Source organism: Streptomyces sp. HUAS ZL42 (genome assembly GCF_040782645.1).
Taxonomy (GTDB): Bacteria; Actinomycetota; Actinomycetes; order Streptomycetales; family Streptomycetaceae; genus Streptomyces.
In genome coordinates this window covers 1807357-1832569 of record NZ_CP160403.1, presented here as the reverse complement: position 1 = coordinate 1832569, position 25213 = coordinate 1807357, and the positions used below count along the sequence as shown (strand labels likewise).

At 71.5% G+C, this 25213-nt stretch carries 23 protein-coding genes and 1 pseudogene; 14 read left to right on the top strand and 10 right to left on the bottom strand.

From position 1 onward, the window contains the following. Window positions 1-113: 113 nt before the first annotated feature. From ABZO29_RS08580 to ABZO29_RS08565, 4 genes are all read right to left on the bottom strand, one after another. The gene (locus ABZO29_RS08580) at window positions 114-1088 is read right to left on the bottom strand and encodes an acyl-ACP desaturase (protein ID WP_367319545.1); all 975 of its coding nucleotides are present in this window, start codon (window positions 1086-1088) and stop codon (window positions 114-116) included. A 204-nt stretch (window positions 1089-1292) separates the two neighbouring features. Continuing rightward, entirely contained in the window at window positions 1293-2069 is a 777-nt protein-coding gene (gene ddaH, locus ABZO29_RS08575; RefSeq protein ID WP_367319544.1) for a dimethylargininase, read from the bottom strand. A gap of 75 nt (window positions 2070-2144) precedes the next feature. Further along, window positions 2145-3770, bottom strand: coding sequence for an ABC-F family ATP-binding cassette domain-containing protein (locus ABZO29_RS08570; protein ID WP_367319543.1), 1626 nt, complete (start codon window positions 3768-3770; stop codon window positions 2145-2147). 413 nt (window positions 3771-4183) lie between these two features. Further along, complete coding sequence (locus tag ABZO29_RS08565) at window positions 4184-4600, bottom strand: SsgA family sporulation/cell division regulator (RefSeq protein ID WP_367319542.1); 417 nt, start codon at window positions 4598-4600, stop codon at window positions 4184-4186. A 319-nt stretch (window positions 4601-4919) separates the two neighbouring features. Between ABZO29_RS08565 and ABZO29_RS08560 the strand changes: the two genes are divergently transcribed. Next, window positions 4920-5960: a WD40/YVTN/BNR-like repeat-containing protein gene (locus ABZO29_RS08560; protein WP_367326081.1), complete on the top strand. Its 1041-nt coding sequence runs from the start codon at window positions 4920-4922 to the stop codon at window positions 5958-5960. A 56-nt stretch (window positions 5961-6016) separates the two neighbouring features. Continuing rightward, window positions 6017-6346 carry a plasmid stabilization protein gene (locus ABZO29_RS08555; RefSeq protein WP_367319541.1) on the top strand — a complete coding sequence of 110 codons (330 nt, stop codon included), beginning with the start codon at window positions 6017-6019 and terminating at the stop codon, window positions 6344-6346. Window positions 6347-6360: 14 nt separating this feature from the next. Here the strand turns inward: ABZO29_RS08555 and ABZO29_RS08550 are convergent, their stop codons facing one another. Further along, the gene (locus ABZO29_RS08550) at window positions 6361-6657 is read right to left on the bottom strand and encodes a YciI family protein (protein ID WP_367319540.1); all 297 of its coding nucleotides are present in this window, start codon (window positions 6655-6657) and stop codon (window positions 6361-6363) included. A gap of 55 nt (window positions 6658-6712) precedes the next feature. On the opposite strand from ABZO29_RS08550, the pseudogene ABZO29_RS08545 reads away from it, so the two are divergent. From ABZO29_RS08545 to mmpA, 3 genes and pseudogenes are all read left to right on the top strand, one after another. Continuing rightward, window positions 6713-7393: pseudogene (locus ABZO29_RS08545) on the top strand (endonuclease V); the annotation flags it as partial. A 578-nt stretch (window positions 7394-7971) separates the two neighbouring features. Then, window positions 7972-8184 (top strand): hypothetical protein, encoded by a 213-nt coding sequence (locus ABZO29_RS08540; protein ID WP_367319539.1) that lies wholly within the window; start codon window positions 7972-7974, stop codon window positions 8182-8184. Window positions 8185-8233: 49 nt separating this feature from the next. Continuing rightward, window positions 8234-8380: a morphogenic membrane protein MmpA gene (gene mmpA / locus ABZO29_RS08535; RefSeq protein ID WP_367319538.1), complete on the top strand. Its 147-nt coding sequence runs from the start codon at window positions 8234-8236 to the stop codon at window positions 8378-8380. 6 nt (window positions 8381-8386) lie between these two features. Here mmpA and ABZO29_RS08530 read toward each other — a convergent pair whose 3' ends face one another. Beyond that, window positions 8387-9565 (bottom strand): trans-acting enoyl reductase family protein, encoded by a 1179-nt coding sequence (locus ABZO29_RS08530; RefSeq protein WP_367319537.1) that lies wholly within the window; start codon window positions 9563-9565, stop codon window positions 8387-8389. A 91-nt stretch (window positions 9566-9656) separates the two neighbouring features. Here ABZO29_RS08530 and ABZO29_RS08525 point away from each other — a divergent pair, with 91 nt between their 5' ends. The 4 genes from ABZO29_RS08525 to ABZO29_RS08510 all read left to right on the top strand — a co-directional run bounded on the left by ABZO29_RS08525 (window position 9657) and on the right by ABZO29_RS08510 (window position 14851). Continuing rightward, window positions 9657-10037 carry an MmcQ/YjbR family DNA-binding protein gene (locus ABZO29_RS08525; RefSeq protein ID WP_367319536.1) on the top strand — a complete coding sequence of 127 codons (381 nt, stop codon included), beginning with the start codon at window positions 9657-9659 and terminating at the stop codon, window positions 10035-10037. Between the two features lie 118 nt (window positions 10038-10155). Beyond that, a complete protein-coding gene (locus ABZO29_RS08520) occupies window positions 10156-11343 on the top strand; it encodes a CaiB/BaiF CoA transferase family protein (RefSeq protein ID WP_367319535.1) in 1188 nt (395 codons plus the stop codon). A gap of 43 nt (window positions 11344-11386) precedes the next feature. Then, window positions 11387-12601 (top strand): acetyl-CoA C-acetyltransferase, encoded by a 1215-nt coding sequence (locus ABZO29_RS08515; protein WP_367319534.1) that lies wholly within the window; start codon window positions 11387-11389, stop codon window positions 12599-12601. Between the two features lie 39 nt (window positions 12602-12640). Continuing rightward, window positions 12641-14851 carry a 3-hydroxyacyl-CoA dehydrogenase NAD-binding domain-containing protein gene (locus tag ABZO29_RS08510; RefSeq protein WP_367319533.1) on the top strand — a complete coding sequence of 737 codons (2211 nt, stop codon included), beginning with the start codon at window positions 12641-12643 and terminating at the stop codon, window positions 14849-14851. Window positions 14852-14990: 139 nt separating this feature from the next. Here the strand turns inward: ABZO29_RS08510 and ABZO29_RS08505 are convergent, their stop codons facing one another. Further along, window positions 14991-15707 (bottom strand): MerR family transcriptional regulator, encoded by a 717-nt coding sequence (locus ABZO29_RS08505; protein ID WP_367319532.1) that lies wholly within the window; start codon window positions 15705-15707, stop codon window positions 14991-14993. A gap of 87 nt (window positions 15708-15794) precedes the next feature. On the opposite strand from ABZO29_RS08505, the gene ABZO29_RS08500 reads away from it, so the two are divergent. Together ABZO29_RS08500 and ABZO29_RS08495 are read left to right on the top strand one after the other, a co-directional pair. After that, the gene (locus ABZO29_RS08500) at window positions 15795-16283 is read left to right on the top strand and encodes a macro domain-containing protein (RefSeq protein ID WP_367319531.1); all 489 of its coding nucleotides are present in this window, start codon (window positions 15795-15797) and stop codon (window positions 16281-16283) included. Continuing rightward, the gene (locus ABZO29_RS08495; protein ID WP_367319530.1) at window positions 16280-17194 is read left to right on the top strand and encodes an adenosine kinase; all 915 of its coding nucleotides are present in this window, start codon (window positions 16280-16282) and stop codon (window positions 17192-17194) included. Before ABZO29_RS08500 ends, ABZO29_RS08495 begins: the two co-directional genes overlap by 4 nt. A 9-nt stretch (window positions 17195-17203) precedes the next feature. On the opposite strand, the gene ABZO29_RS08490 is transcribed toward ABZO29_RS08495, so the two are convergent. Further along, the gene (locus ABZO29_RS08490; protein WP_367319529.1) at window positions 17204-18697 is read right to left on the bottom strand and encodes a M1 family metallopeptidase; all 1494 of its coding nucleotides are present in this window, start codon (window positions 18695-18697) and stop codon (window positions 17204-17206) included. A gap of 228 nt (window positions 18698-18925) precedes the next feature. Between ABZO29_RS08490 and ABZO29_RS08485 the strand changes: the two genes are divergently transcribed. After that, window positions 18926-20869, top strand: coding sequence for a Xaa-Pro dipeptidyl-peptidase (locus ABZO29_RS08485; protein WP_367319528.1), 1944 nt, complete (start codon window positions 18926-18928; stop codon window positions 20867-20869). A gap of 6 nt (window positions 20870-20875) precedes the next feature. On the opposite strand, the gene ABZO29_RS08480 is transcribed toward ABZO29_RS08485, so the two are convergent. Continuing rightward, entirely contained in the window at window positions 20876-21829 is a 954-nt protein-coding gene (locus ABZO29_RS08480) for an FAD-dependent oxidoreductase (protein ID WP_367319527.1), read from the bottom strand. 67 nt (window positions 21830-21896) lie between these two features. Here ABZO29_RS08480 and ABZO29_RS08475 point away from each other — a divergent pair, with 67 nt between their 5' ends. Further along, complete coding sequence (locus tag ABZO29_RS08475; protein ID WP_367319526.1) at window positions 21897-22922, top strand: oxidoreductase; 1026 nt, start codon at window positions 21897-21899, stop codon at window positions 22920-22922. Window positions 22923-22969: 47 nt separating this feature from the next. After that, complete coding sequence (locus tag ABZO29_RS08470; RefSeq protein WP_367319525.1) at window positions 22970-24610, top strand: ABC-F family ATP-binding cassette domain-containing protein; 1641 nt, start codon at window positions 22970-22972, stop codon at window positions 24608-24610. On the opposite strand, the gene ABZO29_RS08465 is transcribed toward ABZO29_RS08470, so the two are convergent. Next, window positions 24607-25176, bottom strand: a complete 570-nt coding sequence (locus tag ABZO29_RS08465; RefSeq protein ID WP_367319524.1) for a putative glycolipid-binding domain-containing protein — start codon at window positions 25174-25176, stop codon at window positions 24607-24609. The genes ABZO29_RS08470 and ABZO29_RS08465 overlap by 4 nt on opposite strands. Window positions 25177-25213: the final 37 nt, after the last annotated feature.

The following is a 25213-nucleotide window of genomic DNA, read 5'->3' as shown; positions in this document are numbered from 1 at the left end:
TCACGCCGTCCCCGCCCCCGGGGAGGCGGGGCTGCGGGCGACGGGGCGATGGCGGTGCCCGGCGTGCGCGTGCCACCGGGCGGCCTGCGAGGCAGGACGGCGTCCGGCGGGCGTCAGCCCCCGGCCCGCGCCGTCATCCGTGCCTTTCGGGCAGCGAGCCTCTCGTCGAACTTCAGGGCCTCCGCGTTCAGGCCGCCCATGAACAGGCCGAGTTCCTCCTGGGCCTGCAGGCCCTCGGGGCCGAGGCCGTCGATGTCGAGGACCTTCAGGAAGCGCAGGACGGGCTGCAGGACGTCGTCGTGGTGGATGCGGAGGTTGTAGACCTCGCCGATCGCCATCTGGGCCGCGGCCCGCTCGAATCCGGGGATGCCGTGGCCGGGCATGCGGAAGTTCACGACGACGTCCCGCACCGCCTGCATGGTCAGGTCGGGGGCGATCTCGAAGGCCGCCTTGAGCAGGTTGCGGTAGAAGACCATGTGGAGGTTCTCGTCGGTCGCGATGCGCGCCAGCATGCGGTCGCAGACGGGGTCACCGGACTGGTGGCCGGTGTTGCGGTGCGAGATGCGGGTCGCGAGCTCCTGGAAGGCGACGTAGGCGACCGAGTGCAGCATCGAGTGGCGGTTGTCCGACTCGAAGCCCTCGCTCATGTGGGCCATGCGGAACTGCTCCAGCTTGTCCGGGTCCACCGCGCGCGAGGCGAGCAGGTAGTCGCGCATCACGATGCCGTGCCGGCCCTCCTCCGCCGTCCAGCGGTGCACCCACGTGCCCCAGGCGCCGTCACGGCCGAACAGCGAGGCGATCTCGTGGTGGTAGCTGGGGAGGTTGTCCTCCGTGAGCAGGTTCACGACCAGCGCGATACGGCCGATCTCGGTGACCTTGGACTGTTCCTTGTCCCAGGCCTCCCCGTCCTCGAACAAGCCCGGGAAGTTACGGCCGTCGCTCCACGGCACGTACTCGTGCGGCATCCAGTCCTTGGCGACCGTCAGATGCCGGTCGAGTTCCTTCTCGACCACTTCCTCCAGCGCGTACAGCAGCCGGGCGTCGGTCCAGCCGGCAGGGCTTCCGAGGTGAGGGGAAGTGATCGTCACGGGAACTCCAGGGGACATGAAACGGAGCGGAACACTCCGGCGGCGACGCCGGAACCTACGGAATCGTAGGCTACGAATCCGTAGGTTACGAAGCCGTAGGTTAAGCGCGGCGTAAAGATCCCTGATCAGGCACTGTCCATGGGGCACGCCGAAAGCCCCGGGACCCGCAGGTCCCGGGGCTGAAAGGGTGATGCGATCGCCCGGTCAGGCGTACAACTCCCGCAGCCGCACCGAGAGACATGTCACACAGCCCTCGAGCTTCTCGAACTCGCTGATGTCGACCACGACCGGCTCGTGACCGAGATCCTCGAGCAGCTCCGCCGTCTTCGGCGCGCTCGCCGCCATGAGCAGCTTGCCGCCGCCGAGCTGCACCACGTGCCCACCGGACTCCTCGGGCACCGACAGGAAGCGCGGGAACAGCGACGGCCGGTCCACCTTCGGGATGTGCCCGATCACCGTGCCGTCGGGCAGCGCGGTGACCGCCGACTTCAGGTGCAGCACCTTGCTCACCGGCACGGCGACGACCTGCGCCCCGAGCGGCTCGAACGCGGCCCGCAGCTGCTGGATGCCGGCCGCGTTGGTGCGGCCGCCCCGGCCCACGTAGATCGTGTCGCCGACCTTCAGCACGTCGCCCCCGTCCAGCGTGCCCGGCTCCCAGATCCAGTTCACCGAGCAGCCCAGGCGGGCGACGGCCTCCTCGACCCCGGCGGTCTCGTCCCGCCGGGACTCCGCGCCGGGCCGCGTGATCAGGGCGACGTTCTTGTACATCACCACCGTGTCCTCGACGAACACCGAGTCGGGGCAGTCGTCGACGGGGTCGACCTCGATCGTCTCCCAGCCGTGCGTCCGCAGGGCCTCCGCGTACGCCTCCCACTGCTCGAGGGCGAGCTCGACGTCGACCTTCTCCCGCTCGATGTGCGTCACCAGGCCTTCGGCGAGGCGCGGGCCGGGGCGACGAATGAGGGCCTTCTTGCTGGGCACGAGGGGATCTCCGAATCGGCGGTAGGTGTGCACGCCATCATGCAGCGCGGCGCCGCGTGGACAAAACCCTCGTTGTCAGCCTGTGGCCCTCCTGAGATGCGGCGTGGTCTCCGTCAGCTGTCCCTCTTCCAGCAGCAGCCAGCGCGTGATGCCGATCGACTCCAGGAACGGCAGGTCGTGGCTGGCCACGATCAGCGCGCCTTCGTACGACTCCAGGGCCGTCGTGAGCTGCCGCACACTCGCCATGTCGAGGTTGTTGGTCGGCTCGTCCAGCATCAGCAGCTGCGGTGCGGGCTCCGCCAGCAGCAGCGCCGCCAGGGCCGCCCGGAAATGTTCGCCGCCGGACAGCGTGCCCGCCTTCTGGTCGGCGCGGGCACCCCGGAACAGGAAGCGGGCGAGGCGCGCCCGGACCCGGTTGTTGGTGGCGTCCGGCGCGAACCGGGCCACGTTCTCCGCGACCGACAGCTCTGAGTCGAGGACGTCGAGCCGCTGCGGCAGGAAACGCAGCGGGACGTGCGCCTCCGCCTCGCCCGACACCGGCTTCAGCTCCCCGGCGATCGTGCGCAGCAGCGTCGTCTTGCCCGCGCCGTTGCGCCCGATCAGCGCGATCCGCTCCGGGCCGCGCAGGTCGAGGCCGCCGGCCGCACGCGCGCCGTACAGCAGACGCAGGTCCTGGAGGGTGAGGACGGTCCGGCCGGGTGGCACGGCCGTGTACGGAAGGTCGATGCGGATCTCGTCGTCGTCCCGTACGGCCTCCACCGCCTCGTCGAGCCGCTCCTTGGCGTCGGCGAGCCTCTCCTCGTGCATGATCCGGTGCTTGCCCGCGGACTCCTGCGCCGCACGCTTGCGCGCCCCCATGACGATCTTCGGCTCGCGTTTCTGCTCCCACATCTTCTGGCCGTACCGCTTCCGGCGGGCCAACTTGACCTGTGCGTCGACCAGTTCGCGTTTCTGCTTACGGAAGTCGGCCTCGGCGACGCGCACCATGCGTTCGGCGGCCTCCTGCTCGGTGGCGAGGGCCTCCTCGTACGCCGAGAAGTTGCCGCCGTACCAGGTGATCTCCCCGGAACGCAGGTCCGCGATCTGGTCGACGAGTTCGAGGAGTTCACGGTCGTGGCTGACCACGACCATGACTCCCGGCCAGGACGCGACGGCCGTGTACAGGCGCCGTCGCGCGTAGAGGTCGAGGTTGTTGGTGGGCTCGTCGAGCAGCAGGACGTCCGGTCGGCGCAGCAGCAGTGCGGCCAGCCGCAGAAGCACCGACTCGCCGCCCGACACCTCGCCGACCGTGCGGTCCAACTCGATGTGGCCGAGACCGAGTTCGCCGAGCGTGGCGAGGGCACGCTCCTCCACGTCCCAGTCGTCGCCGAGGGTCTCGAAGTGCTCCTCGGCCACGTCGCCCGCCTCGATGGCGTGCAGCGCGGCCCGCTGCGCGGCGATGCCCAGTGCCTCGTCGACCCGCAGGGCGGTGTCCAGCGTGACGTTCTGCGGGAGGTAACCGACGTCGCCCGCGACGCGGACCGCGCCGTCGGCGGGGGCGAGCTGCCCGGCGATCAGCTTCAACAGGGTCGATTTCCCCGACCCGTTGACGCCGACGAGCCCGGTCCTGCCGGGGCCGAAGGAGACATCGAGCTCCTCGAAGACGGGGGTGCCGTCGGGCCAGGTGAAGGAGAGGGACGTACAGGTGATGGATGTGGACATGCGGCCTCGCGGTTGCTTGATGCGGTCAGGGGCAACGCGTATCGAGACACCGGCGACCAGCGGGGGAGGACTCCGGGGGCATGAGAAGAACCCTGTTGCGGAGGACGGCTCGAACTCCGAGGTCGCACGCGACGCACACACTTCACGTGTGTGACGTGGTGTCTCAGGACCTCAGACGAGCAACGTCCTTCTCCAATCGACGGCAACAGAGACGCTGTAGACCGTATGAGCGGCGTTGTGGGGTGTCAACGCAATTAATGCGTGCGCCGGCCTGGGCGTCACGCGCGCGAGTGCCGGGTCGGGCATCGCCCGGGCCGGCCGCGCACGCGCTGGTCCGCCGCGCCGCGGGAGCTGCTGGACGCGGGGACGTACGAGGCGCTGACCGAGCTCAACGCGCCGCCCGGCGGGGCGCGTCAGCAGGCGTCCCGCAGCAGCTCCGCCAGGTCGTGGTCCAGGTCGAGCTGCTGGTGCTCCAGGCCGGCGGGCACCAGCTCGCTCGTGGCCTGGAGGAACGTGCGCAGCTCGCCCGAGCGGATGTGCACGACGGCCGTCCCTTCCGGAGCGTGGAACTCCAGGACCGTCCGGTCGTACCCGTACGGCCGGACGCGGACGTCGCCGTGGCCCTCGGGGCCCTGCAGCCCGGCCACGAGCAGTTCGCGGGCGAAGGTCCAGCAGACCTCCACGCCCTCCAGCGTGGCCGGGGCCGGGAAGGTCATGCGGACCGCGAACGGATCACGCCGGTCGTAGTGCAGCGTGGCGGGAATGCTCGGCATCCGCGGCGCGGCGGCGACGAGACGGGCCTCTACGGACTGCTCGATGACGGTGGTCAACGCCTTGGCTCCCTTGTGACGGCTGGACAGACTTCCGGGCGGACGAGGCCGGCATGGGAAGAGACGACGGAATGGGCCGTTCAGTGCACACGAAATTCGAGTGACCTCGGTCACCGCCTTCATGCACGGAAGTGGCGCAGCTCTCTTTCCGTGCTCAGAAAGGCACTTGTGGCGACCGGCGCATCACCGGGCGGCCCGCCGGAGGGCATCTGGACGGCGCCCGGGCGGTGGGCTAGCTTCGCCCGCCATGAGGCGCTTGGGGAGCACGCGAAGGACGCGACGGACGAGACGTACGACGAGGGCGGTCGCCGCGGGTGCCGTGTGCGTGGCGGCACTGGCCGCCCTGACCGCCGTACCCGCGCAGGCCGATGAGCCGGAGCGGCGGGCGCCGCGGTGGGAACTCAAGGACACCGGCGCTCCGGAGGTGCGGTTCCGCGGGCTGTCGGCCGTCGACCGGAACACCGCCTGGGTGTCCGGGACACAGGGCACGGTTCTGCGGACGACGGACGGCGGGGCCACTTGGCGGAACGTCTCGCCGCCCGGAGCCGTGGACCTGCAGTTCCGGGACATCGAGGCCTTCGACGCGCGGCGCGCGGTCGTGCTGGCGATCGGCGAGGGCGAGGCGTCGCGCGTGTACCGCACCGAGGACGCCGGGGCGACCTGGACCGAGTCCTTCCGCAACACCGACGCCAAGGCCTTCTACGACTGCCTCACCTTCTTCGACCGCCGCCACGGCCTTGCGATGAGCGACCCGGTGGACGGGAAGTTCCGCATCCTGTCGACCAGTGACGGAGGCCGTTCCTGGAAGGTGCTCCCGAGCGACGGGATGCCCGCCGCCCAGGAGGGTGAGGCCGGCTTCGCGGCCAGTGGCCAGTGCCTGGTCGCTTCGGGGCCGAAGGACGTCTGGCTGGCCACCGGCGGAGCGGCACGCGCGCGTGTGCTGCACTCCTCCGACCGTGGGCTGACCTGGACGGCCACCGACACGCCGATCCCCGCAGGGGATCCGGCACGTGGCGTCTTCGCACTCGCCTTCCGCGACCGCGCACACGGTCTCGCGGTCGGCGGCGACTACCGCGCCGACCAGCCGTCCCCGCAGGCGGCGGCCACGACGGGCGACGGCGGCCGCACCTGGCGGCCCGCCGGCTCGCCTCCGCCCGCCTACCGCTCCGGCGTCGCCTGGCTGCCGCACAGCCGCACGGCCGCCCTCGCGGTCGGCCCGACCGGCACGGACCTGACGACGGACGGCGGCCGCACCTGGCGGACGGTCGACACGGGCTCGTACGACACCGTGGACTGCACCGCCGGCCCGAGCTGCTGGGCTGCGGGCGAAAAGGGGCGCGTGGCACGACTGGAGCGCTGATTCCGTCCGGTGCGCCCGGGGTACCCGGTCACGGCACGCGAGAGGAGTGATCGGACATGCCACGCGGTTCCAGTCCCAAGCGCGAGCGCCAGTACGAGCACATCAAGGAGAGTGCGCAGGACCGGGGCGAGAGCACCGAGCGGGCCAAGGAGATCGCGGCGCGCACGGTGAACAAGGAACGCGCCCGGTCCGGCGAGTCGAAGTCCGCGAGCCGCACGTCGACGCAGGACATGTCGTCCGGCAGGCGGGGCGGCCAGCGGTCCGGCAAGGGTTCCCAGGGGCCCACCTACGACCAGCTGTACGAGGAGGCGAAGAAGCGCAACATCAAGGGCCGTTCGGACATGAACAAGAGCGAGCTGCAGCGCGCCCTGGGCGGCAAGGGCTGACCCGGGACCGTGCCTCAGGCGGGAGTCTCGCGGTACCGCTCGAGCGCCGGCGCCGTCTTCGTGGCGACGAACTCGGTGATGCGGTACGCGCAGACGCCCGCGGTGACGAACGGGTCGCCCGAGGTGATCTCCTCGATCCGCGCACGGTCCTCCGCGACGGCGAGGATCACCCCGCCGTCGCGGGGGTTCTTGCGCCCGGACGCCAGGAAGACGCCCTTCTCGTACTGCTCGTCGAGCCACGCCACGTGCGCGTCGAGCGCGGCGTCCACGGCGTCCAGCGGGGCGGTGTAGGTCAGTTCCAGTACGAACATGATCGCGAGCCTACGCGTCGAGGGCGCGGCCCGTACGCTCGACCTCACCATGACGATGACGACCGTACGCATTCCGGAGGGCTGGCCCGCGACCGGGGATGAAGCCCGCGCCGTCCAGGACGAACTGCGGGCGCGGGTGGTGCTCGACGAGCCGGGACCACCGCCGGGAACAGGGCATGTGACCGGCGTCGACGTCGCCTACGACGACGAGCGGGACGTCGTCGCGGCCGCGGCGGTCGTCCTGGACGCGGCGACCCTGGACGTGGTCGCCGAGGCCACGGCAATCGGCCGGATCTCCTTCCCGTACGTCCCCGGCCTGCTCGCCTTCCGCGAGCTCCCCACGGTCCTGGCGGCCCTCGACGCCCTTCCCTGCCCGCCGGGCCTGGTGGTCTGCGACGGCTACGGCCTGGCCCACCCCCGCCGCTTCGGCCTCGCCAGCCACCTGGGCGTACTCACCGGCCTGCCCACGATCGGCGTCGCCAAGAACCCGTTCACGTTCACGTACGACGATCCGGACGCACCGCGCGGCAGCACGTCCCCGCTCCTGGCGGGCACCGAGGAGGTCGGCCGCGCGTTGCGCACCCGGGACGGCATCAAGCCCGTCTTCGTGTCGGTGGGCCACCGCACGACCCTCGACAACGCCTGCGCCCACACACTCGCGCTGAGCCCCGAATACCGCCTCCCCGAGACGACACGCAGGGCGGACTCGCTGTGCAGGCGGGCGCTGAAGGAGGCGGCTCGGCCCAGGAGTCCGCTCGCCGAGCGGGCGGCGGCGGACCCGACCCGGAGCTGGGGACGCACCCTGTACGAGCGCCGGCGCGACCCGGTGACCTGGGCGGGCCGCGTGCTCGGGGCGGCGGCGGAGGGTCTGGGCCGGACGCCGGAGATCGAGGCCGCGCTGGAGCTGGCCGCCGACCGCGACCGGTGGAGCCAGGGGCGCGAGGTGTTCGAACTGGTCCGGCGCGGCGCACCCCTGCCCGCGGAGCAGCCCACGACGGAACAGCTGCTGCTGTTCCGCCTCGCGGAACTCGTCGCCAAGGTCGCCCACAACGCTGCGGGTCCCTCACCGTTCTTCGACCATCACGCCGGGTGGGACATCGGCCCCCTGGCTCACCGACTCGCGCTCGCCTCTCACGACACCGTCGTCCGCGACCGGATCGCCGCCGCCCTGGGGGAGTGGCCGCCGCCCGGCTTCGACGACGTTCCCTGACGGGAGAAGCGTGCCGGTCGGCGGGCGGCTGAATACCGTGAGGTGTTCGAACTGGTCAGGCGCGCGCGCCCCTGCCCGGCACGCAGCCCACGACGGAACAGGGGTTGCTGTTCCGCCTCGCGGGGCTGGTCGCCGAGGTCGCCCACAACGCTGCGGGTCCCTCGCCGTTCTTCGATCATCACGCAGGCTGGGGCATCGGCCCCCTGGCCCACCGACTTGCGATCGCCGCTCACCACACCGCCGTGCGGGACCGGGTCGCCGCCCGGCTCAGGCGGCCTTTCCTGACGGGTCGGCGGGCGGCTGAGTACGCGGACTGAGTATCCGTACGGATGTGCGCGCACCGCGGTGATCGGCAGGCTGAGCCGCATGACGACGCACCGCGCACCGAAGCCCCTCGCCGACCCGAACCGTCCCGTCGAGCGGGCCGTGAACGCCGCCCTGCTCCTCGCCGTCCTCGCGGGAATCGGCTGGATCTGCGGGATGATCTACACCCTCGTGCAGTGGCCGCTGTAGAGCCGGTCAGCGGCTCGCCGCGACCCGGAAGCGAATGCCTGCCTTCCGCAGGCGCTCCGTGAGCGCGTCGCCCATCGCCACCGCGGTCGTGACCTGGCCGGCCGTCGGCGGGAGGTCGTCGAAGGCCAGGCAGAGCGCCGACTCGGCGAACATCTTCGCCGTCTCGTCGTAGCCGGGGTCGCCGCCCGCGACCTCGGTGAACACCCGGCGGCCGCCGCCCTCCCCGACGAAGCGCACGGAGAACCAGCTCTTCGCCCGCTTCTCCGCGCTCGGCCCGTCCCCGGGCTTGAGCCGGTCGGACAACCAGCGCCGGGCGGGCGGAAGTTGGGCGGCCGCGAAGAGCGCGCCGACGGCCGCGACGCCGCCCACCGCGACGGGCAGGTGCTTCACGGCCGCGTAGTGGCGGTAGCGGAAGTCCGGCCCGTACCGCTCGAGCGCCTTGGCCGAGCGCCGCACGATCTGCGGGTCGATGGTGGGCAGCGGCAGTGCCCAGGCACCGACCTCCTCGGCGAACCGGGGCGCGCCGGTCGGCGCCACCACCCGGCGGCCCACCAGCCGCGGCTCGTGCCGCCCGCGGTCCCGCGCGGCGGTCACCATCTGCGGCCCGCGGGCGAACTGGTTGAGCGCGGAGGCGAAGGTTCCGCCGGAGAAGGTCGCGTCGGCGGTCACGAAGCCGTCCACGGTCAGCGGCACCCCCTCCGGCAACTCGCGGACGGTGAAGTACACGCCCAGGTCGTGCGGGATCGAGTCGAAGCCGCACGCGTGCACCAGCCGCGCCCCGGTCTCCCGCGCGCGTGCGTCATGACGGACGTACATCAGGTCCACGAACTCGGGCTCACCTGTGAGGTCGAGATAGTCCGCGCCGCTGTCCGCGCAGGCCGCGAGGAGTTCCTCGCCGTAGCGCACGTAGGGCCCCACGGTCGTGGCGACCACGCGCGCGTGCTGGGCGAGCCGGCGCAGCGAGGCCGGGTCGGACACGTCCGCCCACAGCACCCCGACCTCCGCCCCGCCCGGCAGCCGCTCCCGCAGCCGCCGCAGTTTCAGCTCGCTGCGGCCCGCGATCGCCCAGCGCAGCCCCTCGGGCGCGTGTGCGGCGAGGTATTCCGCGGTGAGCGCTCCTACGAAGCCCGTGGCTCCGAAGAGCACGATGTCGTACGGGCGATCCGTGTCGTTCAGCCTGCTCATGACACCCCTCGGTCGTCGGCCCCGCGCCGTTGTCGGTGGCTGAGGCTAGCGTGAGGGGTGCGGAGCCCGAAGACGAGCCCGGAGGTGACGGATGGCCGTGCCCAGGAACGCCCTGAAGAAGTGGGAGAAGGTGCGAGCGTTCGCCCTCGGTCTCCCGGGTGCGACCGAGGAGTTCCCCTGGGGCGAGACCGTCGCCAAGGTCAACAGGAAGGTGTTCGTCTTCCTGGGCGTCGACGACGGCAGCTATCCGCTCGGTGTCACCGTCAAGCTCAAGGACGACACCTCCCACGCCCACGCCCTCACCTCCCCGGGTGCCGAGCCCGCCGGGTACGGCCTGGGCAGGGCGGGCTGGGTGAGGATCCCCCTGGAGGAGCAGGACGCCCCGGCGGCGGAGCTGCTGTGCGACTGGGTGGAGGAGAGCTACCGCGCCATCGCCCCCAAGCGCCTCATAGGTGAGCTGGACGCGCACTGATCCCCATACCGCCGGGTACGCTGTCTAAGCGCTTGCTCGCCCAAGTCTTGTGTCCGGTGGAACCCGTTCTTAGCATCACTGGTGTTACATCGGTTGTGTCACATCGCTGGGGGCATGGATGACAACGGCAAGGACACCGGCAGGGACGCCGGGGCACGGCCCGCTCTCCGGCGTGCGCGTGGTCGAGCTGGCCGGCATCGGCCCCGGCCCCTTCGCCGCCATGCTCCTCGCCGACCTCGGCGCGGACGTCGTCCGCGTGGACCGCCCCACCGGCCCCGGGCTCTCGATCGACCCCGAGTACGACGTCACCAACCGCAACAAGCGCTCGGTGGTCCTCGACCTGAAGTCCCCGGACGGCCCCGCGCGCGTCCTCGACCTCGCCGAACGCGCCGACATCCTCATCGAGGGCTACCGCCCCGGCGTCGCCGAGCGCCTCGGCGTCGGCCCGGAGGCCTGCCATGCCCGTAACCCCAAGCTCGTCTACGGCCGTATGACCGGCTGGGGCCAGGAGGGCCCCCTCGCCCACCGAGCCGGCCACGACATCGCCTACATCGCAGTCACCGGCACCCTCGGCATGATCGGCACGCCGGACGAGCCCCCGGCCGTCCCCGCCAACCTGCTCGGCGACTACGCGGGCGGCTCCCTCTACCTCGTCGTCGGCGTCCTCGCCGCCCTCCACCACGCGCGCGCGAGCGGCACCGGCCAGGTCGTCGACGCCGCCATCGTCGACGGCACCTCCCACCTCTCCGCGATGATCCACGGCATGCTCGCCGCGGGCGGGTGGCAGGACCGCCGCGCCGCCAACCTCCTCGACGGCGGCTGCCCGTACTACGGCACGTACGAGACGGCCGACGGGAAGTACATGGCGGTGGGCGCTCTGGAAGGGCAGTTCTACGACGAGTTCCTGGATCTGCTCGGCCTCGAGGACTTCGCCGACGCCCGCAAGGACTGGACCCGCTGGGGCGAGCTGCGCCAGGAGGTCGCCGCCCGCTTCACATCCCGTACCCGGGACGAGTGGACGGCCGTCTTCGAGGGCTCCGACGCGTGCGTGGCGCCCGTCCTGTCGCTGCGCGAGGCCCCGCACCACCCGCACCTCGCCGCCCGCGGCACCTTCACCGACCACGGCGGCATCACCCAGCCCGCCCCCGCCCCCCGCTTCTCCGCCACCCCCACCACCGTCCGCACCGGCCCCGCACGGCCCGGCACCGGCGCTGAGGACGTGGCGCGCGACTGGGGGATACCCCACCTCGTGAAAGCCCCCGGGCACGACCTCGTGCACCACGGCGACCAGAAAGACGGCGACTGACCCCGCCCCCGGCTCGGCCAACCCTCCCCCGAAAGGCTTACCAGTGAGCACCGAAGCGTACGTGTACGACGCGATCCGCACCCCGCGCGGGCGCGGCAAGGCCAATGGAGCCCTGCACGGCACGAAGCCCATCGACCTGGTCGTCGGCCTCATCCACGAGATCCGCGACCGCTTCCCCGGCCTCGACCCGGCCGCCGTCGACGACATCGTGCTCGGCGTCGTCGGCCCGGTGGGCGACCAGGGTTCCGACATCGCACGGATCGCGGCCGTCGCGGCCGGACTGCCGGACACCGTGGCGGGCGTGCAGGAGAACCGCTTCTGTGCCTCGGGCCTGGAGGCCGTCAACCTGGCCGCCGCCAAGGTGCGCTCGGGCTGGGAGGACCTCGTCCTCGCGGGTGGTGTCGAGTCCATGTCCCGGGTGCCGATGGCCTCGGACGGCGGTGCCTGGTTCAACGACCCGATGACCAACCTCGCCGTCAACTTCGTCCCGCAGGGCATCGGCGCAGACCTCATCGCGACCGTCGAGGGCTTCTCGCGACGCGACGTCGACGAGTACGCGGCCCTGTCGCAGGAGCGGGCCGCCACGGCCTGGAAGGAGAGCCGCTTCGAGCGGTCCCTCGTCCCGGTGAAGGACCGCAGCGGCCTCGTCGTCCTCGACCACGACGAGCACATGCGCCCCGGCACCACCGCCGACTCCCTCGCCAAGCTGAAGCCGTCCTTCGCCGACATCGGCGAACTCGGCGGCTTCGACGCCGTGGCCCTGCAGAAGTACCACTGGGTGGAGAAGATCGACCACGTCCACCACGCGGGCAACTCCTCCGGCATCGTCGACGGCGCCTCCCTCGTCGCGATCGGCTCGAAGGAGGTCGGCGAGCGGTACGGGCTGACGCCGCGCGCGCGGATCGTCTCGGCCGCCGTCTCCGGCTCCGAGCCGACCATCATGCTCACCGGTCCCGCGCCCGCCACCCGCAAGGCGCTCGCCAAGGCCGGGCTGACCATCGACGACATCGACCTCGTCGAGATCAACGAGGCCTTCGCGGCGGTCGTTCTGCGCTTCGTGCGGGACATGGGCCTGTCCCTCGACAAGGTCAACGTCAACGGCGGCGCGATCGCCCTCGGTCACCCGCTCGGCGCGACCGGCGCGATGATCCTCGGCACGCTCGTCGACGAACTGGAGCGGCAGGACAAGCGGTACGGCCTCGCCACGCTGTGCGTCGGCGGCGGCATGGGCATCGCGACGATCGTCGAACGCGTCTGAAAACCGGCGGATTCAAGAGACTTCTACGGAGACCCTGTCATGACACAGAGCACCGCCATCCGCTGGGAACAGGACCGCACCGGCGTCGTCACCCTCGTCCTCGACGACCCCGGCCAGTCCGCGAACACCATGAACCAGGCGTTCCGCGACTCGCTCGCCGTGATCACCGACCGGCTGGAGGCCGAGAAGGACTCCATCCGCGGCATCATCCTCACCTCCGCCAAGAAGACCTTCTTCGCCGGCGGCGACCTGCGCGACCTCATCCGGGTCACCCCCGACACCGCGCAGGAACTGTTCGACGGCGGCATGGCGATCAAGCGCAACCTGCGCCGCATCGAGACGCTCGGCAAGCCGGTGGTCGCCGCGATCAACGGCGCGGCCCTGGGCGGCGGTTACGAGATCGCCCTCGCCTGCCACCACCGGATCGCCCTCGACGCTCCCGGCTCGAAGATCGGCTGCCCGGAGGTCACCCTGGGGCTGCTGCCCGGAGGCGGCGGAGTCGTGCGCACGGTACGCCTGCTCGGGATCGCCGACGCGCTGCTCAAGGTGCTGCTGCAGGGCACCCAGTACAGCCCGCAGCGCGCCCTGGAGAACGGCCTCGTCCATGAGGTGGCCGCGACTCAGGAGGAGCTGCTGGCGAAGGCGCGCGCCTTCATCGAGGCCAACCCCGAGTCGCAGCAGCCCTGGGACAGGCCGGGTTACCGGATCCCCGGCGGCACGCCCGCCAACCCCAAGTTCGCGGCGAACCTTCCCGCCTTCCCGGCCACACTGCGCAAGCAGACGAACGGCGCACCCTACCCGGCGCCGCGCAACATCCTCGCGGCCGCCGTCGAGGGCTCCCAGGTCGACTTCGAGACCGCGCAGGTCATCGAGGCCCGCTACTTCGTGGAGCTGGCGGCCGGCCAGACCTCGAAGAACATGATCCAGGCGTTCTTCTTCGACCTCCAGGCCGTCAACTCCGGTGCCAACCGGCCCAAGGGCATCGAGTCCCGCCAGGTCCGCAAGGTAGCCGTTCTCGGCGCCGGGATGATGGGCGCGGGTATCGCGTACTCGTGCGCCCGCGCGGGGATCGAGGTCGTGCTCAAGGACGTGTCGGTCGAGGCCGCCGTCAAGGGCAAGGGCTACTCCGAGAAGCTGTGCGCCAAGGCCGTGTCCAGGGGCCGTACCAGCCGGGAGAAGGCGGACGCGCTGCTCGCCCGCATCACGCCGACGGCCGATCCCGCCGATCTCGCCGGCTGCGACGCGGTCATCGAGGCCGTCTTCGAGGACCCGGCGCTCAAGCACAAGGTGTTCCAGGAGATCCAGCACGTCGTCGAGCCGGACGCGCTGCTGTGCTCCAACACCTCCACCCTGCCGATCACGTTGCTGGCGGAGGGGGTCGAGCGTCCCGTCGACTTCATCGGGCTGCACTTCTTCTCGCCCGTCGACAAGATGCCGCTCGTCGAGATCATCAAGGGTGAGCGGACCGGGGAGGAGGCGCTGGCGCGGGCCTTCGACCTGGTGAGGCAGATCAAGAAGACGCCGATCGTGGTGAACGACTCGCGCGGCTTCTTCACCTCGCGGGTGATCGGGCACTTCATCAACGAGGGTGTCGCGATGGTCGGCGAGGGCATCGAGCCCGCGTCGATCGAGCAGGCGGCGGCGCAGGCGGGGTATCCGGCGAAGGTGCTGTCGCTGATGGACGAACTGACGCTCACTCTGCCGCGGAAGATCCGCAACGAGTCGAAGCGGGCGGTGGAGGAAGCGGGAGGGACATGGGTGTCCCATCCTGCCGAGGCCGTCATCGACCGCATGGTCGACGAGTTCGGGCGCACCGGTCGCAGTGGAGGGGCGGGCTTCTACGAGTACGGGGACGACGGCAAGCGGGCCGGGCTGTGGCCGGGGCTGCGGGAGCATTTCGGGGGTGCCGGGGGTCGCCCCCCGGGCAAGCACAGCACGGAGGCGGGGTACGAGATTCCCTTCGTGGACATGCAGGAGCGCATGCTCTTCTCGGAGGCGCTCGACACTGTGAAGCTCCTGGAAGAGGGCGTGTTGACGTCTGTCGCCGACGCGAATATCGGGTCCATCTTCGGGATCGGGTTCCCAGGCTGGACCGGAGGTGTGCTGCAGTACATCAACGGTTATGAGGGCGGGCTGCCGGGCTTTGTGGCACGGGCGCGTGAGCTGGCCGAGCGGTACGGGGAGCGGTTCGCACCGCCGGCGCTGCTGGTGGAGAAGGCGGAGAAGGGGGAGCGGTTCGCGGACGCGTGATGTGTGGTGGCGGTGGGGGTTTTGCACCCCGCCGCCCCTCGCGTCGAAGAACCGGTCGCACCGTCGCCGTCCCCCGTGGAGCGCTGAGGTGGGCTCGTCGAGGATCAGCGGCTTCCTGACCGGTCTGACGCTCAACGCGTCAGGTGGCTCCGCCCACCTCTGACGATTCCTTCAGCCAGTCCCGCAGTTCTTCCTTGAGGGACCGCTGGAACGTGGTCAGCAGCGCCTGGACCACCAGCGGCTGCATGTGCGCCGTCAGCGACCTCACGTCCTGGGTGTCCCGCTCCGCCACCGCCTCCCGGAGCAGCCGGGCGAGCTCGTGCGCGGCCGCCCGCGAGTGCTCCAGGAGCACGGTCCGGGCGGCGAGGATCGTCTCCTGCGCCAGCGGTACGTCGAGGAGCTGGGCGGCGAGCCGGAGCAGACCGGTGTCGATGCGGAACGCCTCCCCCTCGCGCGTGACGACCCGCATCGCCACGAGCCGCTCCAGGTCGTCGTCGTCCAGCGGCCGGTCCGCCCGCCGCTCCACCTCCTCGCGCGTCACCGTCTCCCCGGTGTCGGGCGACCAGGAGGCCACCACGGCACGATGGATCGCCAGGTCGTGCGCGCCCAGGTCCGGCGGCAGCCGGCGCAGGTAGCGCTCGATCGCGGCGAGCGTCATGCCCTGCTGCTGCAACTCCTCTATGAGCGCCAGCCGGGCCACGTGCTCCGGTCCGTAGTGACCCACCCTCCGCGGACCGATCACGGGCGGCGGCAGAAGCCCTTTGGTGCCGTAGAAGCGCACCGTGCGGACCGTGACGCCGGCCCGCGCGGCCAGCTCGTCGATCGTGAGGGTCGGCTCCCCGGTGTCGGTCGTCATGTGCAGCAGTATCGCTGTCTCACCAGTGGTGTGACACCGGGAAACAATCAGGGGCCCACTGTCAGTGGCGGCGTCTACGGTGGCGTCATGTCGGAGATCACGTACATGCGAGGGGACGCGACCGTACCGTCGGGCAAGGGTGTCAAGGTGATCGCCCATGTCTGCAACGACATCGGGGGATGGGGGAAGGGCTTCGTCGTGGCGATATCGCGGCGCTGGCCGGAGCCGGAGGCGGCCTACCGTGCCTGGCACCGCGAGCGCGCGTCGAACGACTTCGGTCTGGGGGCGCTCCAGCTCGTCCAGGTGGAGCCCTATGTGTGGGTCGCCAACATGATCGGCCAGCGCGGGATACGGACGGGCAGCAAGGGCGTCCCCGTCCGCTACGAGGCGATCGACACGGCCCTCGGAAGGCTGGCCGACCGGGCCGCCGAACTCGGGGCGTCCGTCCACATGCCCCGGATAGGCTGCGGCCTGGCCGGAGGCAAGTGGTCCCGCGTCGAGCCGCTGATCGTCGAACGGCTGGTGAAGCGCGGCGTGGCGGTCACGGTGTACGACCACGGGGAGGGGTACCGGTGAGTCCGGACATCGACGTCCTGGTCCTGGGCGGGGCTGGCGTGGACACGATCGTGTACGTGCCGGAGCTTCCGCTCCCTTACGCCGACAGCTACATGATCGACAGCGGGATCCGCGCCCGCGCCGGGCAGACCGGAGACTTCGTCGCCCTGGGCCTCGCCGCCCTCGGCCTGCGCACCCACCACCTGGACTTCCTCGGCGACGACCCCGAGGGCGACCTGGTCCGCGCGCTGCACCGCGACAAGGGCATCGCGCTCACCGCGATCCCGCAGCCCGCCGGCACCAAGCGCGCGGTCAACCTGGTGGGCCCGGACGGCCGCCGCCTGTCCCTCTACGACACCAGCCGTGGGCGCCCGGCCGACCGGTTCCCGCAGGACACCCTGCGCACCCTCGCCGGGGCGAGCCGCCATGCGCATGTGTCCATCACCCAGCCCTGCGCCGACGCGCTGCCCGTGCTGCGCGAGGCCGGTGTCGGCATCTCCACCGACCTGCACAACTGGGACGGCGAGAACCCCTACCACGAGGCCTTCGCGTACGCCGCGGACGTCGTCTTCGTCTCCGCGGCGGCCCTGACCGACCCCGAGGCGACCATGCGCGGCATCGCCGGGCGTGGCCGCGCCGAGGTGGTGGTCGCCACGGCCGGGGCCGAGGGCGCGTTCCTGCTGGCGGACGGCGAGCTGACCCACATACCGGCGGTCACGCCTCCCGCGCCGGTGGTGGACTCCAACGGCGCGGGCGACGCGTTCGCCTCCGCGTTCCTCTTCGGCCGGCTCAGCGGCGAACCGCCACGACGGTGCGCGCAGTTCGGCGCGGTGGCCGGAGCGTACGCGTGCACGGTGCCGTCCACGGAGAGCGCCGCCCTCTCCCGCGACGAACTCCTGGCCCACGCGGCCGCGGTGGAGGCGGTTTCCTAGTCCTCGTTCTCAGCCCGCGTGGGCGTCGTTCGTCGCCGCGATCTTCTTCCACGACTTCGGCTGAACCGGAGCGGCCGACGCCTTCGCGAGGGACACGGCCCGCGCCGCGGGCGCCCCCGGCTTGGACGGCTGGAACAGCCACGTGTCGAACAGCGCGCCCAGCTGCTCGCCGGAGATCTGCTCGGCGTACTGCCGGAAGTCGGTGACGGAGGCGTTGCCGTACGCGTACTTCTGCGGCCAGCCCTTCAGGATGGCGAAGAACGCGTCGTCACCGACCTCGTTGCGCAGCGCCTGCACCGCCAGCGCGCCCCGGTCGTAGACGGCGATGTCGAACTGCTTGTCCGCGCCCGGGTCACCGGGCTTCACCGTCCAGAACGCGTCGTCGGCAGGGTGCGAGGCGTACACGTAGTCCGCGAGCTCCTGCGCCGTGCCCTCGCCCTCGTGCTCCGACCACAGCCACTGCGCGTACCGGGCGAAGCCCTCGTTGAGCCAGATGTCCTTCCAGCCCTTGAGGGACACGGAGTCCCCGTACCACTGGTGGGCCAGCTCGTGTACGACGACGGAGGTGTTCGAGCCGTTCGCGAACTGCCGCGGGCTGTAGTACACGCGGGTCTGCGTCTCCAGGGCGAACCCGGTGGTGGTGTTGGGCACGTACCCGCCGGCCGAGCTGAACGGATACGGCCCGAAGTGGCCGCTCAGCCAGTCGACGATCTCCCCGGTGCGCTCCACGCTCGCCCGCGCGGCCCCGTCGTTGTCCCCGAGGTCCTTGCTGTAGGCGTTGACGATCGGCACGCCGCCCTCCGACGTGCCCGTCGTGACGTCGAACCTCCCGAGCGCCAGCGTGGCGAGGTAGGTCGCCTGCGGCTTGTTCTCGCGCCAGTTCCAGCGGGTCCAGCCCAGCCGTGAAGTCGTCGACTGGAGCGTGCCGTTGGAGATGGCCCGGGTGCCGTCAGGCACGGCCACCGACACGTCGTAGGTCGCCTTGTCGAGCGGGTGGTCGTTGCTCGGGAACCACCACCAGGCCGCCTCGGGCTCGCCCGCCGCGACGGCACCGTCCGGCGTGCGGTGCCAGGTGGAGAACCCGTACGCGCTCTTCGTCGACGGCACCCCGCTGTAGCGGACGACGACCGTGACGGACGTACCCTTCGCCAGCGGCTTCCTGGGCGTGACGACCAGTTCGTGCTCTCCGGAGGTGGTGAAGGACGCCGTGGCACCGTTGACGCGGACCTCGCCGACGTCGAGCAGGAAGTCCAGGTCGAAGCTGGACAGTTCCTGGGTGGTCGTCGCCAGGATCGTCGCCGTGCCCTCCAGTTCGTCGGTGGCCGGCTGGTACTTCAGCCGGAGATCGTAGTGGGAGACGTCGTATCCGCCGTTGCCGTAGGCCGGGTAGTAGGGGTCGCCGATGCCCGGCGCACCGGGGGAGTGGCTCGCGGCCGATGCCGGGATCGCCAGCAAGACGGAAGCCGCAGCGAGTGCGCCGGGCGCGATGATTCTGCGGTGCACGAAAGCTCCAAGTCGCAGGGGTACGAGGTGTTTTCGGAGCCTATTGAGTCCCGGTGACCCCAGGCCTGTCCACGGCCCCCGCTGTCGCACGATCGCCATTCGGCCGTCATGAGCGAACCCTCCCCACGGGCCTTTCTCGGCCACTCGCCCACCCTCATCTCGGCCACTCTCCACGAGCCCCAAGTCGCCCTCTTCTGCACGGGAGTTGACCGCTGTACCGTCCCGCGCATGCCGATACGCACGCGCTTCACGACCTGGAGAACGTTCGCGACCGCAGCCATCGCCCTTCTGCCGGCGGCCTTCCTCACCCCGGCAGCGGCCCACAGCGCCCCCCGGGAGAGCCAACCGGTCTACTCCTACGAGAACGCCGTCCGCGAGGCCGTCTGGGTCGACACCGGACTCGACGGCGACGGCGACGGGAAGACCGACCGGGTCGCCGTCGACATCGTCCGGCCCCGTGAGGCCGCCCAGCAGGGCCGCAAGGTGCCCGTCATCATGGACGCCAGCCCCTACTACTCCTGTTGCGGACGCGGCAACGAAGGCCAGAAGAAGACGTACGACGCGAACGGCGACGTCGCCCAGATGCCGCTGTTCTACGACAACTACTTCGTGCCCCGCGGCTACGCCTTCGTCGGCGTCGACCTGGCCGGCACCAACCGCTCCGACGGCTGCGTCGACGTCGGCGGCCGCTCCGACATCCGGTCCGCCAAGGCCGTCGTGGACTGGCTGGGCGGCCGCGCCAAGGCGTACACGACCAGGACCGGCACCGTCCGGGCCAAGGCGACCTGGACCAACGGCACAACGGGCATGATCGGCAAGAGCTGGGACGGCACCATAGCCAACGGTGTCGCCGCCACGGGAGTCGAGGGCCTGAAGACCGTCGTCCCCATCAGCGCCATCTCCTCCTGGTACGACTACTACTTCGCCAAGGGTGCCCCGCTGTACGACTCGGGCCCCGACTGGCTCTCGGACTACGTCGACAGCCCCGACGCGCGCGCCAAGTGCGCCGCCGTCCAGCAGAAGCTCGTCGACGGCGCCCCGCGCACCGGCGACTGGACCCCCTTGTGGACCGAGCGCGACTACGTCAAGGACGCGGGCAGGGTGCAGGCGAGCGTCTTCCTGATCCACGGCCTGCAGGACCTCAACGTCCGCACCAAGCACTTCGGCCAGTGGTGGGACGCCCTCGCGAAAAACGGTGTCGAGCGCAAGATCTGGCTCTCCCAGACCGGCCACGTCGACCCCTTCGACTTCCGCCGCGCCGCATGGGTCGACACCCTGCACCGCTGGTTCGACCACGAACTCCTCGGCTACGACAACGGCATCGACCGCGAGCCCATGGCCGACATCGAACGCCACCCCGACCAGTGGGTCACCTCCACGGTCTGGCCGCCGAGCGGCACGCGGACCGCCACACTGCGCCCCGCGGCCGGCTCCCAGCCGGGCGTCGGCACCCTGGGCCTGAGCGGGGGCACGGGCACCGAGACCTTCACCGACAACCCGCAGCTCAGCGAGACCGACTGGGCCGCGCAGATCGACACGCCGACCCGCGACAAGGCCGGATTCGTCACCGGGCCGCTAGCCCGCGACGTCCGCCTCTCCGGCTCCTCGAAGGTCACCGTCACCGCGACCCCGACCACCGCGACGGCCCACCTGTCCGCCGTTCTGGTCGACCTCGGCCCGGACACCATCCGCGACTACGCGGCGAGCGGTGAGGGCATCACCACCCTCACCGACCGCACCTGCTGGGGCGCGAGCACCGCGGGCGACAGCGCCTGCTTCAAGGCGACCAGGGCGAAGACAGCCGACGTCGACTACACGGTCGTCAGCCGCGGCTGGGCCGACCTCGGCAACCACGCCTCCGACGGGAAGGGCGTGCCGCTCACGCCGGGCAAGGCCTACACCATCACCCTCGACCTGGCCGCATCCGATCACGTCGTCCCGAAGGGCCACCGTCTGGCGCTGATCGTCGCGGGCACCGACAAGGACCTCATCGACCCGCCCGCCGACACCCCGACCCTCACCCTCGACCTGTCCCGCACGTCCGCCCGGGTCCCGCTCGTCGGCGGCGCCGCCGCGTTCGCCCGGGCCACGCCAGGATCACCGGCGGCACCGTCCGAGGCCACGGTCCTGGACGGCGTACGGGCGCCGCACACGCAGCGCGTCCCCCGCTGACATCCCTCACGAGGAGGCGGCCAGTGCGGCCGCCTCCTCCGCGCAGCCCCAGGCCACGGTCACCCCGGCGCCGCCGTGCCCGTAGTTGTGCACCAACACCCGCCCGTCCGGCAGCAGTTCGCGGTCCAGCCGGACCGTGTCACGAGCGGGACGCAGCCCCACCCGGTGCTCCAGGATCCGCGCCCCGGCGATCTCCGGCCGCAGGGCCGCACACCGCCGTACGATCGCCTCGGCCACGGCGGGGTCGGGCTCCTGAGACCACTCGTCGTCCTCGGCCGTCCCGCCCAGCAGCAGCCGCCCCGGCTGCGGGAAGAAGTACGCCATCTCCCCCTCGGCGTCGGTGGAGACGAGCCAGGTGCGGATGCCGGGGTTCTCCACGACGACCAACTGCCCGCGCACGGGCCGTACGGACGGATCCGGTACGAGATCGCGGGCCCCGAGCCCCGTGCAGTTGACCACGACGGGGGCGTCCACCTCCGCGAGAGCGGCCACCGTGCGCTCCTCGACCGACCCGCCCGCCTTCAGCAACCGCTCGCGCAGCCACGGCAGATGAACCGTCATGTCGATCAGCGGCAGCCGCGCCCACACTCCCGTCCCCGCGTACTCCTCGGCGGTCGCCGCCCGCAGCCCCGGCAGCCGGGCGTGGATCCATTCGACCGCTTTGTCCAGATCCGTCTCGCCCAGTACCCCTTCGACCATGCGTACGCCGGTCAGGCCGGGCCGCTCGGCCGATTCCTGGTACCTGTCCAGGGAGCGCAGCGCCCAGGGGCGCGCCCGCTCGACGGGATCGATGTGGTACGGCCACCACAGTGCGCCGGCAACCGCCGAGGTGGTCCGCTCGACCGGGTCCCGCGTCCAGACCCGCACCCGACGGCCGCGTTCGGCCAGCACGACGGCCGTCGTCAGCCCGATGACACCTCCGCCGACGACGACCACGCCGCCCGTTTGATCACTCGCCACGCCAGGGACCGTAGCGGAATATGTCATGCCGTGCTCGTATCGCTCCCAGTCTGGGGATACTCACAGCATGTCTGCCGAGTACGCGACCTTCGGCCTGGCCCCGGCGATGCGTGCCGGTGGTGTCCTCGCGGACGGCGGCTACCAGGTCCACCGGGACTTCCTCGATTTCGTCGTCGACGGACGCCCGCTGCTGTTCCGCCTCTCCGACCTGGACGCCGTCTCCCCGCTCGCCTCCGACGTCCCACCCGCGATCTTCACCGCACAGGTCCGCAGCCTCCTGCTGGACGCCGAGGCGCCGCTGCCCGACGGCCGGTACGTCATCTACGGCTGTCCCGAGTGCGAGGACCTCGCCTGCGGGGCGGTCACCGCCGTCATCGAGCGGCACGGCGACGACTACGTCTGGCGGGACTTCGCCTGGCAGACGGAGCAGGCCGTCGACCTGGAGCTCAACGGCTACCACGGCATCGGTCCCTTCCGCTTCCGCGGCGGCGACTACCGGTCGGCGCTGAACTCCCTGCTGGACGGAGCCGCCCCCGCCGCCAACCGCCGCCGGGTGCTGCTGATCGGAGCCCGGGTCGCCCTCCTGGCCAAACTGGCCGCCGCGCTGCGCACCATCGGCATCGGCGCCGACATCACCCGCGACGCGAACGAGGTCCCCGCCGACGAACTGCGCACATACGGCGCGGTCGCCTTCGGCCGGGCGATCACCGAGGAGGAGCGGGCGGCCGTCCGCAGCGCCTTCGAACGCGCCGGAGTCGACGTGGCCTACGTCGACGGCCTCGCCCCGATCGTCCCGCTCCTCGTCGCCCAGATCGAACACGCCCTGGACGGCAGCCCGCTGGAACAGCGCCGCCTCACCCGCCTGGTCGCCGCCGACGGCGAGGCCGGCGTCGAGGTGACTTCCCCCTGCCGTGTCCGCCTCACCGCGTACCGCCTCGACCGCCTCTACCGCACCCACACCCACGAGCTCTTCGACGGCGTCCTGGAACCCGGCCGCCACCGCATCGCCCTGGACGCGAAGTCCGTGAAGGGGGAGTCCTTCGTGGTGGCGAGGACGGCGGGGGGTGTGCTGGTGGAGGCGATGGCGCGCTGAAAACGCCGGCAAGGGACGTTGCCTTCCTCGCATAGGATCGCCCCCTGATGACTGCCACCCTCGTCGCCAAGAACCTCGCCGCCGGTCACGGCGACCGCTCCCTCTTCACCGGGCTCGACCTCGTCGTCGCGCCCGGTGATGTGATCGGGCTCGTCGGTGCCAACGGGGCCGGCAAATCGACGCTGCTGCGCATGCTCGCCGGGCTGGCCGTGCCCGAGCAGGGCGAACTCAGGCTGTCCCCGCCGACGGCGGTCGTGGGGCATCTCCCGCAGGAGCCGGAGCGGCGGCCCGGGGAGACGGTGCGGGAGTTCCTCGCCCGCCGCACCGGCGTCGCCGCGGCGCAGCGCGCGATGGACGAGGCCACGCAGGGCCTCGTCGACGGGACGCCCGGCGCCGACGACGCGTACGCGACGAGCCTGGAGCGCTGGCTCGGCCTCGGCGGCGCCGACCTCGACGAACGCGCGCAGGAGGTCGCCGACTCGCTCGGCCTCGGCGTGGACCTGGACCAGCCGATGACCTCCCTCTCCGGCGGCCAGGCGGCCCGCGCGGGACTCGCCTCCCTGCTGCTGTCCCGCTACGACGTCTTCCTGCTCGACGAGCCGACCAACGACCTCGACCTGGACGGTCTGGAGCGTCTCGAACGCTTCGTCTCCGGCCTGCGCGCGGGCACCGTCGTCGTCAGCCACGACCGCGAGTTCCTCACCCGCACCGTCACCAAGGTCCTCGAACTCGACCTCGCCCAGCGCCAGGTCAATCTCTTCGGCGGCGGCTACGAGGCCTATCTGGAGGAGCGCGACACCGCCCGCCGGCACGCCCGCGACGACTACGAGGAGTACGCCGACAAGAAGGCCGCCCTCCAGGAGCGCGCGCAGACGCAGCGCGCCTGGATGGACAAGGGCGTGAAGAACGCCCGGCGCAAGGCGGGCAACGACAACGACAAGATCGGCCGCAAGTTCCGCAGCGAGGCCAGCGAGAAGCAGGCCGCGAAGGCCCGCCAGACCCAGCGCATGATCGAGCGGCTCGAGGTGGTGGAGGAGCCGCGCAAGGAGTGGGAGCTGCGGATGGAGATCGCCGCGGCCCCCCGTTCGGGCGCGGTCGTGGCCACCCTGCGGGACGCCGAGGTCCGGCGCGGCGACTTCGTCCTCGGCCCCGTGTCCCTGCAGATCGACTGGGCGGACCGGGTCGCGGTGACCGGAGCGAACGGCGCCGGCAAGTCGACGCTGCTCGGTGCGCTCCTCGGCCGTGTCCCGCTCGACGCCGGGCAAGCGGCCCTGGGCTCGGGTGTGCTGGTCGGCGAGGTCGATCAGGCGCGGCGGCTCTTCCACGGCCCGGAGTTCCTGCTGGAGGCGTTCTGCGCGGCGGTCCCCGACACCGAGCCCGTCGAAGTCCGCACCCTCCTGGCCAAGTTCGGCCTGAAGTCGGACCACGTGCTGCGCCCGGCGGCGACGCTCTCACCCGGCGAGCGCACCCGCGCCGCCCTCGCCCTGCTGCAGGGCAGGGGCGTCAACCTCCTCGTCCTCGACGAGCCGACCAACCACCTGGACCTGCCGGCCATCGAACAACTGGAGTCGGCACTCGACGCCTACGAGGGCACCCTCCTCCTGGTCACCCATGACCGCCGCATGCTGGACGCGGTCCACGTGACCCGCCGCCTGGAGGTCGCGGACGGCAAGGTGACGGAGCGCTAGGGCCCTTCCAGTCGCCGCGCCAGCTCCGGATATTCGACGACGAACCCGTCCGCGTCGAACTCCAGGTCGCTGTGGAAGTCGCCGGAGGCGAAGCGGACCCGTCCGCCGCCGCCGGCGCTTGCGAGGTGGGTGTAGGTCTGCCGGGAGGGCATGACCGCCAGGTCCGGCACCGCCACCCACGCCATCACGAACTCCTGCTCGCCGGGCGTGAGATGAAGTCCGTGGCGCAGCACCGGCATCGTGTTGGTGAGCGGACACAGCCCCAGGTCGCAGTCGAGGGCGCCGTCGACGTCCGGCAGGTGCACCCCGTCGGCCGTCCAGCCGCCCCGGCGATCACGCCGCAGGTCGAGCGTGCGGGTCCGGGACGCGGTCTCGGACGTGACCTGCAACCGCCGCGTCACGAAGCCCTTGGTGGTCTTGAGGTCGTACGTGATCCAGTACGGCTCCGGGGTCGTCCCGACCGCGCGGCCACGGGCGCGCAGGGTGTCGCCGTCGACCTCGGCCCAGGTGGTCTCGTAGCCGTTGCTCGCCGTGACGTCCCAGGTGAGGACTCGGGAAGTGGTCATACCGCCCACCCTACGAGCGCGAAGGCCCCGGACCCCG

Coding starts and splice junctions, on each gene's coding strand:
- ABZO29_RS08510 (WP_367319533.1), top strand. CDS start 12,641: ATGACACAGAGCACCGCCATCCGCTGGGAACAGGACCGCACCGGCGTC.
- ABZO29_RS08570 (WP_367319543.1), bottom strand. CDS start 3,770: ATGTCCACATCCATCACCTGTACGTCCCTCTCCTTCACCTGGCCCGAC.
- ABZO29_RS08505 (WP_367319532.1), bottom strand. CDS start 15,707: ATGACGACCGACACCGGGGAGCCGACCCTCACGATCGACGAGCTGGCC.
- ABZO29_RS08470 (WP_367319525.1), top strand. CDS start 22,970: ATGACTGCCACCCTCGTCGCCAAGAACCTCGCCGCCGGTCACGGCGAC.
- ABZO29_RS08525 (WP_367319536.1), top strand. CDS start 9,657: ATGGCCGTGCCCAGGAACGCCCTGAAGAAGTGGGAGAAGGTGCGAGCG.
- ABZO29_RS08485 (WP_367319528.1), top strand. CDS start 18,926: ATGCCGATACGCACGCGCTTCACGACCTGGAGAACGTTCGCGACCGCA.
- mmpA (WP_367319538.1), top strand. CDS start 8,234: ATGACGACGCACCGCGCACCGAAGCCCCTCGCCGACCCGAACCGTCCC.
- ABZO29_RS08555 (WP_367319541.1), top strand. CDS start 6,017: ATGCCACGCGGTTCCAGTCCCAAGCGCGAGCGCCAGTACGAGCACATC.
- ABZO29_RS08475 (WP_367319526.1), top strand. CDS start 21,897: ATGTCTGCCGAGTACGCGACCTTCGGCCTGGCCCCGGCGATGCGTGCC.
- ABZO29_RS08520 (WP_367319535.1), top strand. CDS start 10,156: ATGACAACGGCAAGGACACCGGCAGGGACGCCGGGGCACGGCCCGCTC.
- ABZO29_RS08500 (WP_367319531.1), top strand. CDS start 15,795: ATGTCGGAGATCACGTACATGCGAGGGGACGCGACCGTACCGTCGGGC.
- ABZO29_RS08550 (WP_367319540.1), bottom strand. CDS start 6,657: ATGTTCGTACTGGAACTGACCTACACCGCCCCGCTGGACGCCGTGGAC.
- ABZO29_RS08465 (WP_367319524.1), bottom strand. CDS start 25,176: ATGACCACTTCCCGAGTCCTCACCTGGGACGTCACGGCGAGCAACGGC.
- ABZO29_RS08530 (WP_367319537.1), bottom strand. CDS start 9,565: ATGAGCAGGCTGAACGACACGGATCGCCCGTACGACATCGTGCTCTTC.